Here is a 12,632-nt window from a genome sequence, read left to right as displayed (position 1 = left end):
GTGCCGGGGTGGGCCTACGCGGCCTTCAGCAGCCGGAGCCTCGGCGCGGGCCCTGACCGTCCGCCGCGCCGGTGCACGGAGCGGGCCGCGTAGTCGCCGGCGAACTGGATGAGGGAGATGACGACCGCGAGGATCGCCACGGTGATCCACATCAGCTGGGTCTCGAAGCGCTGGTAGCCGTAGCGGATGGCGATGTCGCCGAGGCCGCCCGCGCCGACCGTGCCGGCCATCGCGGAGTAGCCGATGAGCGCGACGATCGTCGTCGTGGTGCTGGAGATCAGCGAGGGCAGGGACTCCGGTACGAGGACCTTGCGCACGATCGTCCAGGTGTTGCCGCCCATCGACTGCACGGCCTCGACGAGCCCGCCGTCCACTTCCCGGACAGCCGTCTCGACCAGGCGCGCGAAGAAGGGAATCGCGCCGATCGCCAGCGGCACGATGGCGGCCTCGCGGCCGATGGTCGTGCCCGTGATGGTCCGGGTGACGTTCATCAGCGCGACCATGAGGATGATGAACGGCAGCGAGCGCGCGACGTTCACGATCTGCCCGATGACCTTGTTGGCGGCGACGTTCTGGAGCAGTCCGCCGCGGTCGGTCAGGACCAGCAGGATGCCGAGCGGAAGTCCGCCGACGACGGCGATGACCGTGGACCAGCCGACCATGTACAGCGTGTCCCAACACGCCTGGGACAGCAGCGGCTGCATCTCCGACCAGGTCACTTGGCACCTTCCTTCAGCAGTACGGGCTCCTGGCCCAACACGTCGATCTGCAGGCCCTGTTCGCGCAGGAAGCCGATCGGCACGACGTTGTCCTCGTAGCGGCCGGGCAGTTCGATCCGCATCCGGCCGACCTGGAGTCCGCCGACGGTGTCGATGGCGGCGCCGAGGATCGAGATGTCGATGTTGTAGGTGCGCGAGAGCTGGGAGATGACGGGCTGGGTGGCGGCCTCGCCGTGGAAGGTGACGTCGACGACCGTGCGGTCCGCGCCGTGCGCCTCGCCGCTGACCGGGAACAGCGCGGAGGCCAGCTCGGAGCCCGGGGTCGCGAGCAGTTCGCTCACCGTGCCGGACTCGACGATGCGGCCGTTCTCCATGAGCGCGGCCGAGTCGCACACGTTCTTGACGACGTCCATCTCATGGGTGATGAGCAGGACGGTCAGGCCCAGCTGCCGGTTCAGGTCGCGCAGCAGCTGGAGGATCGAGCGGGTGGTCTCCGGGTCGAGCGCGCTGGTGGCCTCGTCGGAGAGCAGCACCTTGGGGTCGCCGGCCAGCGCGCGGGCGATGCCGACACGCTGCTTCTGACCGCCGGAGAGCTGTGCCGGGTAGGCCTTCGCCCTGTCGGCGAGCCCGACGAGGTCGAGGAGTTCGAGGGCCTTGGCGGAGCGTTCCTTCCCGGACTTGCCGAGGATCTCCAAGGGCAGCTCGATGTTGTCCTGCACGGTCCGCGAGGAGAGCAGGTTGAAGTGCTGGAAGACCATGCCGATACGGCTGCGCGCCTGCCGGAGTTCCCGTCCGGCGCGCGGTCCGCGCCCGGCGAGGGCGGTGAGGTCCTGTCCGTCGACGGTGACCGTGCCGGCCGTGGGCTTCTCCAGCAGGTTGACGCAGCGGATGAGCGAGGACTTGCCGGCGCCGGACTGGCCGATGACGCCGTACACCTCGCCTACGCGGACGTGGAGATCGACGCCGTCGAGGGCGGTGACCTCCCGGCCGCGTGAGCGGTAGACCTTGGTCAGGCCCGATGTGGTGATCACTGGGGTTCCATGACTGTCGGGTACGCGGGCGTGGGTGTGCCCTGGGTACGAGGGGGGAAATGTGCGCGGGGCGGCGTCAGTCACGTACGAAATACGAGGTACGGACATGCCACAGCGGCTCGCTTCGGGGCGCGAGGCTCGGGGCGCAAAGCCCGGGGGTGGTGCGGGGGCCCTCTAGAAGGCGCACATTCGACACATACAACGAGCACCGGGCGTCAGGGTCGCCTCGGTCGCAAGGGTGCGGTAGCTCGTCGTGGTCATGGAATCAGTAAAGCAGACGTACGGTCCTGACAAAGGGCCGCTGTCCGCATGCCGGACAGCGGCGGACGCCCGTCAGCCGCGTACGGAGATCTCCACTCCCCCGTCGCTGACCAGCGCGGACAGGGCTGACAGGTCACTCACAACAAGGTCGGCGTCGAGCTCGTGGGCCTGGTGGGTTGTGGCCAATGCCACGGTGATCATTCCGGCCGCGCGGCCCGCCTGAAGTCCCGCCGGGGCGTCCTCGAAGACGACACATCGGGCCGGATCGACGCCCAACTGACGGGCGGCGAGCAGGTAGGGCTCGGGGTCGGGCTTGCCGCGCGTGACGTCCTCGGCGACCACGAGGGTCTTGGGGAGGACGCCGGCGTGCGCGAGCCGGGCCTCGGCGAGCCGGCGCGTGGCCGAGGTGACGACGGCCCAGCGGTCGGCGGGCAGCGAGTCGAGGAAGTCCCGGGTGCCGGGCAGCAGGGTCGCGCCGCCGTTGGGCACGTCCTCGACCTCCAGCGCCTCGATCCGCGCGACCGCGGCCGGGACGACGTCGGCGGGCAGCAGGTCGGCGGCTATCGCCACGGCGGTCCGCCCGTGCAGTTCGACCCGGGCGAAGTCCTCGGCGGTGATCCCGAACTCCTCCGCCCACCGGGTCCAGCACCGGCGCACGGATTCGAGGGAGGAGACGAGCGTGCCGTCGTTGTCGAACAGGAGGGCCTCAGCATGGATCTTCATGTTCCCGACCCTACGGTCACCTGCCTTTTGGCCCGTAATAAGGTCACTGCATGCTTGATGCCCTGACGCTGGCGACCGGTGTCGCCGCGCTGCTGCTCGCCGCCTGGTGCGGGTGGGCGGCCTACCGTGATCAGCCGACCAAGGACTGGCACTTCATCGGCATGGCCGTCGTCACCCTGCTGGCCACGGTCCAACTGGTGGTCGGCATCGTGCAGTTGGCGCGCGGCGAGAAGCCGGAGCAGGGCACCGTGATCTTCGTGGCGTATCTGCTGGGCGCGTTCGCGTCGGTCCCGGCGGCGGGCTTCATGTCCCTGACGGAGCGCACCCGCTGGGGTTCGATCACGGCCGCGGCCGGCGGTGTGGTCCTCGCCGTGCTCGAAGTGCGGCTCTACGACATCTGGGGAAGCTGAGATGACCGCCGTGGAAGAGAAGCCCAAGCGGCTCATCAGCGGGCCCGGCATGCTGCTCGTCTGGTTCTACGGCGTGATGGTCGTCGGCGCGGTCTCCCGCTCCGTCTACCAGATCGCCACCGAGTTCGACCGGGCCCCGCTCGCCTACTCCCTGTCGGCCGTCGCGGGCGTGGTGTACGGATTCATCACGTACTCCCTGATCCGCGGCGGCGAGACGGCCCGCAGGGCGGCACAGGTCTGCTGCGCCGCCGAACTCGCGGGTGTCCTCGTCGTCGGCACGCTGACCGTGATCGACAGCTCGGCCTTCCCGGACGCGACGGTCTGGTCGTACTACGGCGCGGGGTACATCTTCATCCCCGTGCTGCTGCCGCTGTCCGCGCTGTACTGGCTGCGCAAGAACCGCACGACCGACACTGCCGACGCCTCCGGCACCGTCACGCCGTAGCGACGTACGCCTCGACCGGCTTCTCCAGGACGATCATCGGTACGCCGTCGTCGCCCTGGGAGGTTCCCACGGTCTCGTAGCCGACGCGGCGGTACAGGCGGAGGTTGCCCTCGCTGCGGTGGCCGGTGTGGAGGCGGAACTTCTTGGCGCCGCGTTCCCCTGCGAGGGCCGACTCCGCCGCGCGGAGGAGGCGGGCGCCGATGCCGTGGCCCTGGAGGCGCGGGTGGACGCAGAGTTTGCCGATGGCCGCCGCGCCGTCCTCGGTCACCGTGCCGCGGACCGATCCGACCACCTCCTCGCCCAGCCGGGCGACGAACACGCAGTCGGAGCCGACCTCGCCCCGGACCGAGTCGAGACTCTGGACGAGCGGGTCGATGCGGTAGTTGCCGTACAGCGCCGCCTCGCTCTGGAAGCACAGGTACTGCAGCCTGAAGATCTGCTCTGCGTCCTGCTCGGTCGCCACCGAGATGGTCACGCTCATGCCCATGTGCGCACGCCTCCCGCTCACCTGATCGCCACTTGATTCCTCACTCCTATCCCCGTGCTTCGTGGGCCGCAACCTCCGGCGTCAGCAATCGCCGAAGACATCCCAGACATCTGGAACGTTCCGGGCCGAGACTGCCCTGTGAGATACCCAACTCCCCCGCGATTTCGCGGTAGGTGAGGTCCTTGGGCGACAGCAGCGCCTCCATCAGCCGCGGGCAACGGCCCGGCAGTCGGCTCACCGCGTCGTGCAGCGCGCGATGCCTCGCCGCCGTGAGCGCGGCCTGCTCGGGGCCGCGGTCGCCGTCGTCGACGGGCTCGTCGCCGTACGACTGTTCGCGGCGGGCGGTACGGCGGGTGCGGCGGGCTTCCGAGCGGACCGCGCGGCGGAGCCAGCGCTGGGGGTCGACCGGTGGGCCGGAGGCGTCGAGGAGCTCCAGGAGGCGGAGCCAGACGGCCTGTTCGAGGTCGCCGGGCTCGGCTCCGGAGGCATATGCCTCTGCGGATGCCTCGGCGGCGAGCAGTGGGCGCAGGGTGGCGACAAGGTGGTGTGTCATATGCGGCACGACGCGGCCGCCCCGGCGCGAGGTTGCCGGTGCGGCCGTCTGTCACTCCAACGGGGCGCGGGACTCAGCCGTTGACGAAGTCCGCGCGGGCGAGCAGACCGGTGTCGGCGTTGTCGGTGAAGACGCCGTCGATGCCGGTGGCGAAGTACCGCTTGAAGGCGCCGAACGCGTCGCCGTAGGCGTCCGCGGCCGTGCCCTTGCGGTACTCCAGCGGCAGGAAGGGGTTCTCGTTGCGCATGGTGTAGGGGTGCAGGATCAGGCCCGCCCTGTGCGCGTCGGCGACCAGGGTGGTCTCCTTGTTGAGGCTGCCGTCGGCGTTCTTCGTGATGATCAGGTCGAGCGTCGGGCCGAGGCCGTCCGCGTACGTCGCGATCTCGGCGAGTCCCTTCGGCGTGACCAGGTCGTCGACCGTGCGCGGGTCGCCCTGGTCGACGAAGTCAAAGGGCCGGGTGCCCGTGCCGGACAGCAGCACGACCAGCGGGTTGCCGACGAGCTTGTTGATCTTCTGGATGCTGGTCGGCTCGAAGGACTGGATGAGGACCGGCGAGTTCTTCTTGTCCCTGCCGTGCTTGCGCAGGATCGTCGAGAGCAGCTTCTCCATCTCGAACCCGCGCTTGCGGAAGTAGGTGGGGTGCTTCATCTCGGGGTAGATCCAGACCTGCTTGCCGCGCTTACGGGTCTGCTCGTCCTGCCACTTGAGCACCTCTTCAAAAGTGGGGATCTCCCAGCGGCCGTTGTAGAGCGTGTTGTGCGGGCGGTTGACCGGGATGCGCTCGATCGCGCGCAGGGTCTTCAGCTCGGCGAGCGTGAAGTCCTCGGTGAACCAGCCGGTCGTGGAGACGCCGTCGAGCAGCTTGGTGGTCTTGCGGGAGGCGAACTCGGGGTGGTCGGCGACGTTCGTCGTGCCGCCGATCTCCGGCTCGTGCCGGCAGACCAGGTGGCCGTCCTTGGTGGGGACGAGGTCACCGGCCTCGACGATGTCGGCGCCCATGTCGAGGGCGAGGTTGTACGAGCCGAAGGTGTGCTCCGGGCGGTAGCCGCTGGTGCCGCGGTGACCGACGATCGTCGGCTTGGGCAGGTCCTTCAGGCCGCCTCCGTGGCGGGCCGTCGTGGCCTCGGCGGCTCTCGCCGCGCCCGCCGGTCCGAGTGCGGCCACTCCCGCGCCGAGCACGGCGGCGCCGAGCAGCGCCCGCCGTCCGGTGCCGCCCGCTCGCTCGTTCGGCCCCTGCGTTCCCTGCGTGTCCATGAAACCTCCTGGCGTCGCCCCGTCGCTGCGCGCCGATCGTAGGTGCGCGTAGATGACGGGCGGGAGACCTCGGCCGGAACTCGGCGGTGACGCTGGATGTCGTACCGGCTGGCAGGTTTGACATGCCGTCACCATGGAACGCGAGATGCGTCACAACATGGCGGTCCGGTTACGGGACGGTCCTGGCGCGGCACCGCAGGTAAACGTGCGTCAACACTGCGTAAGACCTCGGTGAACCCGATGTGCATTACCCCGGGCGCCGCGAGTATCGTCCTCACCTGCACAGATTTATATCGAACCCCCTTGACACCGGAGGGCCCGTTGTCCCGCTTCGCGCTCATCAAGGCACTGCTCGGACCGATCATGCGCCTGATGTTCCGCCCCCGGGTGGAGGGAATCGAGCACATCCCGGGAGACGGTCCGGTGATCCTGGCCGGCAACCACCTCACGTTCATCGACTCGATGATCCTTCCGCTGGTGTGCGACCGGCAGGTGCTGTTCATCGGCAAGGACGAGTACGTCACCGGCAAGGGGTTCAAGGGCCGCCTCATGGCCTGGTTCTTCACCGGCGTCGGCATGATCCCGGTCGACCGGGACGGCGCGAACGGTGGGGTGGCGGCGCTGATGACCGGCCGTCGCATCCTGGAGGAGGGCAAGGTCTTCGGGATCTACCCCGAGGGCACGCGGTCGCCTGACGGCCGCCTGTACCGGGGGCGGACCGGGATCGCTCGGCTCACCATGATGACCGGCGCGCCTGTTGTTCCGTTCGCGATGATCGGGACGGACAAGTTGCAGCCGGGGGGTGCGGGTTTCCCCCGGCCGGGGAAGGTCACTGTTCGGTTCGGTGAGGCGATGGAGTTCTCTCGGTACGAGGGGATGGACCGGGATCGGTATGTGCTGCGGGCTGTGACTGACTCTGTGATGACTGAGGTCATGCGGTTGTCTGGGCAGGAGTACGTGGATATGTACGCCACTAAGGCCAAGGCCGCGTAAGGGTTCGTTTTTGGGTGCGGGTGCGTTGTGGCTGGTCGCGCAGTTCCCCGCGCCCCTAAAAGCATTCCCCTAGGCGGCGTTTTCCAGGTTCTGCCCCTTGAGCATGAACCAAGCTGCAACCGCCGTTGCCAGTAGGACCGTTGCGCCTACTGCCGATGCGACGCTGAGGCCGCTGACGAAGGCTTCTCTGGCCGAGGTCAGCATTTCCTGGGACGCGTGAGACGGCATTCCCGCTGCCGCTTCCACCGCGCCGCCCAACGACTCGTGTGCCCCGCTCGGCGTTCCCGCCGGAGCCGCGAAGCCCCGGTACACGCCCGTCACGATCGAGCCCAGTACGGCGATGCCCAAGGCCGCGCCCAACTCATACGCCGTCTCCGACACCGCTGATGCCGCTCCCGCCTGTTCCTTCGGTACGGAGGAGAGGATGACGTCGGCGGTCACCGTGAACGAGAAACCCGCGCCGACACCCACCACCAGCAGCGCGGCACCCAGGAGCGGGTAACCGGTCGACTGGTCCAGGGTCGTCAGGACGGCCAGTGCCAGGCCCACCGCCGCCAGGCCGCCGGCGACCACCGCGCGGACCGAGAAGCGGCGGGCCACCCTTCCCGCGATCAGGCCGGCCGCCACCGCTCCTACCGCGGCGGGGATTTCGGCCAGGCCAGCCTCGAACGGGCCCCGCCCTTGGACGAGTTGCAGGTACTGGGAGAGGAAGAACACCAGGCCGGACAGGCCGAGGATGGTCAGCAGGTCGGCCAGGACGGCCGCGCTGAAGCCGCGGTTGCGGAACAGGCGCATGTCCAACAGGGGTGCGGAGAGCGTGAGTTGGCGGCGTACGAACCAGTACAGGGCCGCCGCGCCCAGTGCGCCCACCGCGAGTGAGGGCAGCTCGAAACCGTGGGTCGCGGCCTCCTTGACGGCGTAGACCACTCCGATCACGCCGATCAGGGAGAGGACCACGCTGATCAGGTCCCACGGGCCCGGGTTGGGGTTCTTGGATTCCGGGAGCGTCTTGATGCCCACCAGGACCAGGACCGCCATCACCGGCAGGTTGATGAGGAAGACCGAGCCCCACCAGAAGTGTTCGAGAAGGAAGCCGCCCGCCACCGGGCCGACTGCCGTACCGGCGGAGGCTGTCGCGCCCCAGATGCCGACGGCGAGGCTGCGTTCGCGCGGGTCGTGGAAGAGGTTGCGGATCAGGGCGAGGGTCGCGGGCATCAGGGTCGCGCCCGCGACGCCGAGGAGCGCCCGCGCCAGGATCATCAACTCCGGTGTCGTGGCATAGGCGTTGAGGACCGATATCGCGCCGAACGCGGTGGCTCCGATCAGCAGGATCTTCTTGCGGCCCATGCGGTCGCCGAGGCTGCCCATCGACACGAGCAGGCCCGCGATGACGAACGAGTAGACGTCGCCGATCCAGAGGAGTTGGGTGCCGGACGGCTTCAAGTCCTCGCTGATGTAAGGGGTTGCGAGGCCCAGGACCGTCGCGTCCACGGCCACCAGCAGCACGGCGAGCACGAGGACGGAGAGCGCGAGCCAACGGCCCGGGCGCTTCTCCGTCTCCGTCGCGATCGCCGGCCGCAGGGTGCTGGTCATGATTCCTCTCTCCGTAGTGCTCCGCCGAGCAACAGCTCGACGATCATGTGCGTGAAGTCGTTGGCGGCGACCCGGCCTTCCTGGACCGCCCAGGCGCCGGAGGCCAGCAGGCCGTACAGCGCCTCGGTGAGCCAGGCCGGGGTGAGGTCGATACGGAACTCGCCGCTGGACTGCCCGCGCCGGAAGAGGGTCGCGATCCGCTGGTCGATCCTGTTCCAGCCCGCGTTCTGCTGCTCGCCCTCGAAGAGCTGGTTCTCGCTGTAGAGGAACGCGAGCAGTCCGGCCGCGGGCTCGATAGCCCGCACCAGCCGCCGTACGGCGTCGGCGGCCGGACCCTCGTCCAGCCGGGCCGCGTCCAGCGCGGACTCGCACTCGGCGATGCCCAGCGCCTCCAGCGCCCGCACCAGCGCGTCGCGCCCGGCGAACTGGCGGTGCAGCGTGGCCCGGCTGATCCCGGCCGCCTTGGCGACCTCGTCCATGGTGGACGTGGATTTCCGGGTGAGCAGCGCGGCCGCGCTGCGGAGTACGTGGTCACGGTCGACAGCCATGAGACAACAGTAACCCACGTGAGACACATCTGTCTCATGGTGGGCATACGTGACTCATGGTCCGGGTCGGATCAGGTGATCGTCAGTGCCAGGGCAGCGAGCCCCGCCGCGCCCAGTACGTGTGCGGGTCCTCGGCCAGCGCGTCGAGGCGGGCGAGCTGGTCGTCGTTCAGGTCCACGACCGCCGCGTGCAGGTTGGAGGCGAGCTGTCCCACGGTCGCCGCACCGGAGAGGGCCACGCCTGCCCAGGGTTCGCGCAGGATCAGGGCCAGGGCGATCGCGTCCGTGCCAAGTGACGTCTCCTCGGCTACGGCCTTCAGGGCGTCCGGCGCGTGCGGCTCCGCCAGCCTTCCGTTGGCCATGCCCTCCTTGACGATCACCGTGAGGCCGGCGTCGTGCGCCTCGGCGAGGGCGGGGCCCGCGGAGATCTCCAGGGCGTTGTACGTCGACTGGACCGTGCGGAAGAGGGGCTCGCCGTCGACCGTCACGGTGAGGGCGGCGCGGATGGCGTCGGCCTGGGCGGGCCCGCTGGTGGAGAAACCGACGGTGACACCCGTCGCCGCCAACTCGGCCAGTTTCGCGTGGAGTTCCTTGTCGGTGAGGGCCGGGCTGTCCGGGGTCACCGAGTGGATCTGGTAGAGGTCCAGGCGGTCGCCGAGGAGGTCGGCGGTTTCGCTGCGCTGGCGGTCGTAGGTCTGGACGCTGTGGTCCTTGACTTCGTGCTTCTCGGCGTCGGTGGTCCAGTCGGCGGTGTAGGTGTAGCCCCATTTGCTGCCGACCACGATGTCGTCCAGGTCGGGGTGGGCCTTCAGCCAGTCGGCAAGGAACTCCTCGGAGCGGCCGTAGGAGCGGGCTGCGTCGAAGTAGCGGACGCCCTGCGCGTACGCGGCGTCCAGGAGTTCGTGGCTTCGGGTGCGGAGTGCTTCTACGGTGCGGTGCTCTCCGAGGTCTTTTTCTCGGCCGAGGTTGATGTAGCCCGGGCGGCCTACTGCGGCGAGGCCCAGTCCGATGTGGCTGGTGGGGGTTGTTGCGGTGGCCAGTCGGGCGAAGGGCATCGCGGGCTCCGTTGGTCGGCTGTGGTGCGGCTGCTGACCAACGTAACCCGGGATGACCTTCGCCCTTGAGCTCGGTCGGTGCGGTCGAGTGGCGAGTGCGGATGCGTCGTGGTTGCTCGCGCAGTTCCCCGCGCCCCCAAAGGGCCTGCGGCCCTTGGGGGCAGAATGCCCAGGCCTACTTCTCCTTGGCCGTGGCCCATTCGTGCTGAGCCGCCAAGTCCCGCTTCACCTCGGCCATTTGGACTGCCACCGCGCTCGGGGCCGTGCCGCCTCGGGCGTTGCGGGACGCCAGGGCGCCCGGGACGTTGAGGACCGTCCGCACCTCCGGGGTGAGGTGGGCGGAGATCTTCGCGAACTGTTCGTCCGTGAGGCCGTCCAGTTCGACGCCCTCGGATTCGGCGACCTTGACGCACTCGCCGGCGACCTCGTGGGCCACCCGGAAGGGAACGCCCTGCTTGACCAGCCACTCGGCGATGTCCGTGGCGAGGGAGAAGCCGGCCGGGGCCAGTTCCTCCATGCGGTCGCGGTGGATGGTGAGGGTGGCCATCATGCCGGTGAACGCCGGGAGCAGGACCTCCAGTTGATCGATGGAGTCGAAGACCGGCTCCTTGTCCTCCTGGAGGTCGCGGTTGTAGGCGAGGGGGAGGGCCTTGAGCGTGGCCATCAGGCCGGTCAGGTTGCCGATCAGGCGGCCCGACTTGCCGCGCGCCAGCTCCGCGATGTCTGGGTTCTTCTTCTGCGGCATGATCGACGAACCGGTGGAGAACGCGTCGTGCAGGGTCACGAAGGAGAACTCCTTCGTGTTCCAGATGATGATCTCCTCGGCGATCCGGGAGAGGTTCACCCCGATCATCGCCGTGATGAAGGCGAACTCGGCGACGAAGTCGCGGGAGGCCGTGCCGTCGATCGAGTTGGCGACCGAGCCGTGCTCGAAGCCGAGGTCCTTCGCCACCGCCTCCGGGTCCAGGCCGAGGGAGGAACCCGCGAGCGCTCCCGAGCCGTACGGCGAGACAGCCGTCCGCTCGTCCCACTGGCGCAGGCGTTCCGCGTCCCGGGACAGGGACTGGACGTGCGCGAGGACGTGGTGGGCGAACAGCACCGGCTGGGCGTGCTGGAGGTGGGTGCGGCCGGGCATCGCCACGTCCGGGTGGGCCTCCGCGAGGCCGACCAGCGCGTCCTGGAGGTCGGCGATCAGGCCGCCGATCGAACGGGCGTGGTCGCGCAGGCACATGCGGAACAGCGTCGCGACCTGGTCGTTGCGGGAGCGGCCCGCGCGCAGCTTGCCGCCGAGGTCGGGGCCGAGGATGGCCAACAGGCCGCGTTCCAGGGCCGTATGGACGTCCTCGTCGGCGATCGTGCCCACGAAGGAGCCGTCGGCGACGTCCGCTTCGAGCTGGTCGAGGCCCGCGAGCATCCGGGTCAGCTCGTCGTCCGTGAGGAGGTTCGCCTTGTGCAGCACGCGCGCGTGGGCGCGGGAACCGGCGATGTCGTAGGGCGCGAGCCGCCAGTCGAAGTGGACGGACGCGGACAGCTTCGCCAGGGCCTCGGCGGGACCGTCGGCGAAACGACCGCCCCAGAGCCGTACGTCACCGCTGTTGCTGCTCACTTGCGCTGCTCCTCAAAGGCTGTGGATGGGGGTCGTCGTTCTGTGGTGCCCCTGCATTGTCTCGCATGCATGATTATGCAGAGCCATGCATGATTCGTCAATTTGAAAGAACCTTGAACATCGGCAACCGCTTTCCCGTACCTCTCGCCGAACGCAGGCGCCGCGTTTCCCCCACGAGTCACCCCCTGTTCACCCCTGACCCGAGTGAGGCATTCGCATGTCCAGGGCTCTCCCCAAGTACAACAAGCGTCGCGTCGTGTTCATCGGCGGTGCCGCCGCCGTGGTGCTGTCCGGCGCGGTCATCGCCGGGTCCGCCCTCGCCGGGACGCCGGACAAGGGCAGCACGGCGCAGAGCGCCCGGACGCTGGCCGACCCGGGGACGATCTCCTGCCCCGACGTGAAGTCGCAGCTGCCCGCCGTTCCGGCCTCCGCCCAGGCCGAGGTCGATCGCAACCTCGCCCTTCTCGACACCCAGATCGCCGAGGCCAACAAGCGCCTCGTCGACACCGTCGGACAGGGCGGCGCCAACTTCGTCCAGAACGCCATTCTCGGCCCGCTGAAGGACAAGCGGGTCTCGACCATCGACCGGATCGCCATTTCCATCGGGCGTCAGGGCACCAAACCGACGGGTCTCGACTCGCTGGCCCCCTGCGCCCTCAACACCGGTGGGACCGACGTCGGCGGCACCGAGACCGGCGGAACCGACACCGGCACGGATACCGGTGCGACCGACACCGCGACTCCCAGCGCCACGGCGTCCGCCACCGACGCGGCCGGCGGGACGGACACCACCACGGCGGCCGGGACCATCTCCTGCCCCGACGTGAAGTCGCAGCTCCCTGCCGTTCCGGCCTCCGCCCAGGCCGAGGTCGACCGGAACCTCGCCCTTCTCGACACCCAGATCGCCGAGGCCAACAAGCGCCTCGTCGACACCGTCGGACAGGGCGGCGCCAA

General features: G+C 69.2%; 14 protein-coding genes. 4 read left to right on the top strand and 10 right to left on the bottom strand.

Annotation, left to right across the window (positions count from 1 at the left end; genetic code table 11):
* Window positions 1-14 precede the first annotated feature (14 nt).
* From AC31A1_RS34095 to AC31A1_RS34085, 3 genes are all read right to left on the bottom strand, one after another.
* A complete protein-coding gene (locus AC31A1_RS34095; protein ID WP_489657015.1) occupies window positions 15-719 on the bottom strand; it encodes a methionine ABC transporter permease in 705 nt (234 codons plus the stop codon).
* Window positions 716-1,750, bottom strand: coding sequence for a methionine ABC transporter ATP-binding protein (locus AC31A1_RS34090; protein WP_489657014.1), 1,035 nt, complete (start codon window positions 1,748-1,750; stop codon window positions 716-718). Before AC31A1_RS34090 ends, AC31A1_RS34095 begins: the two co-directional genes overlap by 4 nt.
* A gap of 333 nt (window positions 1,751-2,083) precedes the next feature.
* Window positions 2,084-2,734 carry an HAD family hydrolase gene (locus AC31A1_RS34085; RefSeq protein WP_489657013.1) on the bottom strand — a complete coding sequence of 217 codons (651 nt, stop codon included), beginning with the start codon at window positions 2,732-2,734 and terminating at the stop codon, window positions 2,084-2,086.
* Window positions 2,735-2,784: 50 nt separating this feature from the next.
* Between AC31A1_RS34085 and AC31A1_RS34080 the strand changes: the two genes are divergently transcribed.
* Both AC31A1_RS34080 and AC31A1_RS34075 read left to right on the top strand, forming a co-directional pair.
* The gene (locus tag AC31A1_RS34080) at window positions 2,785-3,144 is read left to right on the top strand and encodes a hypothetical protein (RefSeq protein WP_393765456.1); all 360 of its coding nucleotides are present in this window, start codon (window positions 2,785-2,787) and stop codon (window positions 3,142-3,144) included.
* 1 nt (window position 3,145) lies between these two features.
* Window positions 3,146-3,589 carry a hypothetical protein gene (locus AC31A1_RS34075; protein ID WP_489657012.1) on the top strand — a complete coding sequence of 148 codons (444 nt, stop codon included), beginning with the start codon at window positions 3,146-3,148 and terminating at the stop codon, window positions 3,587-3,589.
* Here the strand turns inward: AC31A1_RS34075 and AC31A1_RS34070 are convergent.
* The 3 genes from AC31A1_RS34070 to AC31A1_RS34060 form a co-directional block, all read right to left on the bottom strand.
* Window positions 3,579-4,076 carry a GNAT family N-acetyltransferase gene (locus tag AC31A1_RS34070; protein ID WP_393765453.1) on the bottom strand — a complete coding sequence of 166 codons (498 nt, stop codon included), beginning with the start codon at window positions 4,074-4,076 and terminating at the stop codon, window positions 3,579-3,581. The genes AC31A1_RS34075 and AC31A1_RS34070 overlap by 11 nt on opposite strands.
* A 46-nt stretch (window positions 4,077-4,122) precedes the next feature.
* Window positions 4,123-4,629 (bottom strand): sigma-70 family RNA polymerase sigma factor, encoded by a 507-nt coding sequence (locus tag AC31A1_RS34065; RefSeq protein ID WP_489657011.1) that lies wholly within the window; start codon window positions 4,627-4,629, stop codon window positions 4,123-4,125.
* Between the two features lie 73 nt (window positions 4,630-4,702).
* Window positions 4,703-5,884, bottom strand: coding sequence for a glycerophosphodiester phosphodiesterase (locus AC31A1_RS34060; RefSeq protein WP_489657010.1), 1,182 nt, complete (start codon window positions 5,882-5,884; stop codon window positions 4,703-4,705).
* A gap of 240 nt (window positions 5,885-6,124) precedes the next feature.
* Here AC31A1_RS34060 and AC31A1_RS34055 point away from each other — a divergent pair, with 240 nt between their 5' ends.
* The gene (locus AC31A1_RS34055; RefSeq protein ID WP_489657009.1) at window positions 6,125-6,877 is read left to right on the top strand and encodes a lysophospholipid acyltransferase family protein; all 753 of its coding nucleotides are present in this window, start codon (window positions 6,125-6,127) and stop codon (window positions 6,875-6,877) included.
* 69 nt (window positions 6,878-6,946) lie between these two features.
* On the opposite strand, the gene AC31A1_RS34050 is transcribed toward AC31A1_RS34055, so the two are convergent.
* The 4 genes from AC31A1_RS34050 to argH all read right to left on the bottom strand — a co-directional run bounded on the left by AC31A1_RS34050 (window position 6,947) and on the right by argH (window position 11,678).
* Window positions 6,947-8,470 (bottom strand): MFS transporter, encoded by a 1,524-nt coding sequence (locus tag AC31A1_RS34050; protein ID WP_489657008.1) that lies wholly within the window; start codon window positions 8,468-8,470, stop codon window positions 6,947-6,949.
* Entirely contained in the window at window positions 8,467-9,018 is a 552-nt protein-coding gene (locus AC31A1_RS34045; RefSeq protein ID WP_393765443.1) for a TetR/AcrR family transcriptional regulator, read from the bottom strand. The genes AC31A1_RS34050 and AC31A1_RS34045 overlap by 4 nt, the downstream gene beginning before the upstream one ends.
* Window positions 9,019-9,100: 82 nt before the next feature.
* Window positions 9,101-10,072 carry an aldo/keto reductase gene (locus AC31A1_RS34040; RefSeq protein WP_489657007.1) on the bottom strand — a complete coding sequence of 324 codons (972 nt, stop codon included), beginning with the start codon at window positions 10,070-10,072 and terminating at the stop codon, window positions 9,101-9,103.
* Between the two features lie 175 nt (window positions 10,073-10,247).
* The gene (gene argH / locus AC31A1_RS34035) at window positions 10,248-11,678 is read right to left on the bottom strand and encodes an argininosuccinate lyase (protein ID WP_489657006.1); all 1,431 of its coding nucleotides are present in this window, start codon (window positions 11,676-11,678) and stop codon (window positions 10,248-10,250) included.
* A 217-nt stretch (window positions 11,679-11,895) separates the two neighbouring features.
* Between argH and AC31A1_RS34030 the strand changes: the two genes are divergently transcribed.
* Window positions 11,896-12,632, top strand: a 737-nt coding sequence (locus tag AC31A1_RS34030) for a hypothetical protein (protein WP_489657005.1), incomplete at its 3' end; no start/stop codon positions are given.

Source organism: Streptomyces sp. P5F9, from assembly GCF_057961495.1.
Note: the sequence above shows the minus strand (reverse complement) of the source record. Positions and strands in the feature narration are given on the sequence as shown.

Coding starts and splice junctions, on each gene's coding strand:
- AC31A1_RS34075 (WP_489657012.1), top strand. CDS start 3,146: ATGACCGCCGTGGAAGAGAAGCCCAAGCGGCTCATCAGCGGGCCCGGC.
- AC31A1_RS34065 (WP_489657011.1), bottom strand. CDS start 4,629: ATGACACACCACCTTGTCGCCACCCTGCGCCCACTGCTCGCCGCCGAG.
- AC31A1_RS34040 (WP_489657007.1), bottom strand. CDS start 10,072: ATGCCCTTCGCCCGACTGGCCACCGCAACAACCCCCACCAGCCACATC.
- AC31A1_RS34080 (WP_393765456.1), top strand. CDS start 2,785: ATGCTTGATGCCCTGACGCTGGCGACCGGTGTCGCCGCGCTGCTGCTC.
- AC31A1_RS34060 (WP_489657010.1), bottom strand. CDS start 5,884: ATGGACACGCAGGGAACGCAGGGGCCGAACGAGCGAGCGGGCGGCACC.
- AC31A1_RS34085 (WP_489657013.1), bottom strand. CDS start 2,734: ATGAAGATCCATGCTGAGGCCCTCCTGTTCGACAACGACGGCACGCTC.
- AC31A1_RS34045 (WP_393765443.1), bottom strand. CDS start 9,018: ATGGCTGTCGACCGTGACCACGTACTCCGCAGCGCGGCCGCGCTGCTC.
- AC31A1_RS34050 (WP_489657008.1), bottom strand. CDS start 8,470: ATGACCAGCACCCTGCGGCCGGCGATCGCGACGGAGACGGAGAAGCGC.
- AC31A1_RS34070 (WP_393765453.1), bottom strand. CDS start 4,076: ATGGGCATGAGCGTGACCATCTCGGTGGCGACCGAGCAGGACGCAGAG.
- AC31A1_RS34055 (WP_489657009.1), top strand. CDS start 6,125: ATGTGCATTACCCCGGGCGCCGCGAGTATCGTCCTCACCTGCACAGAT.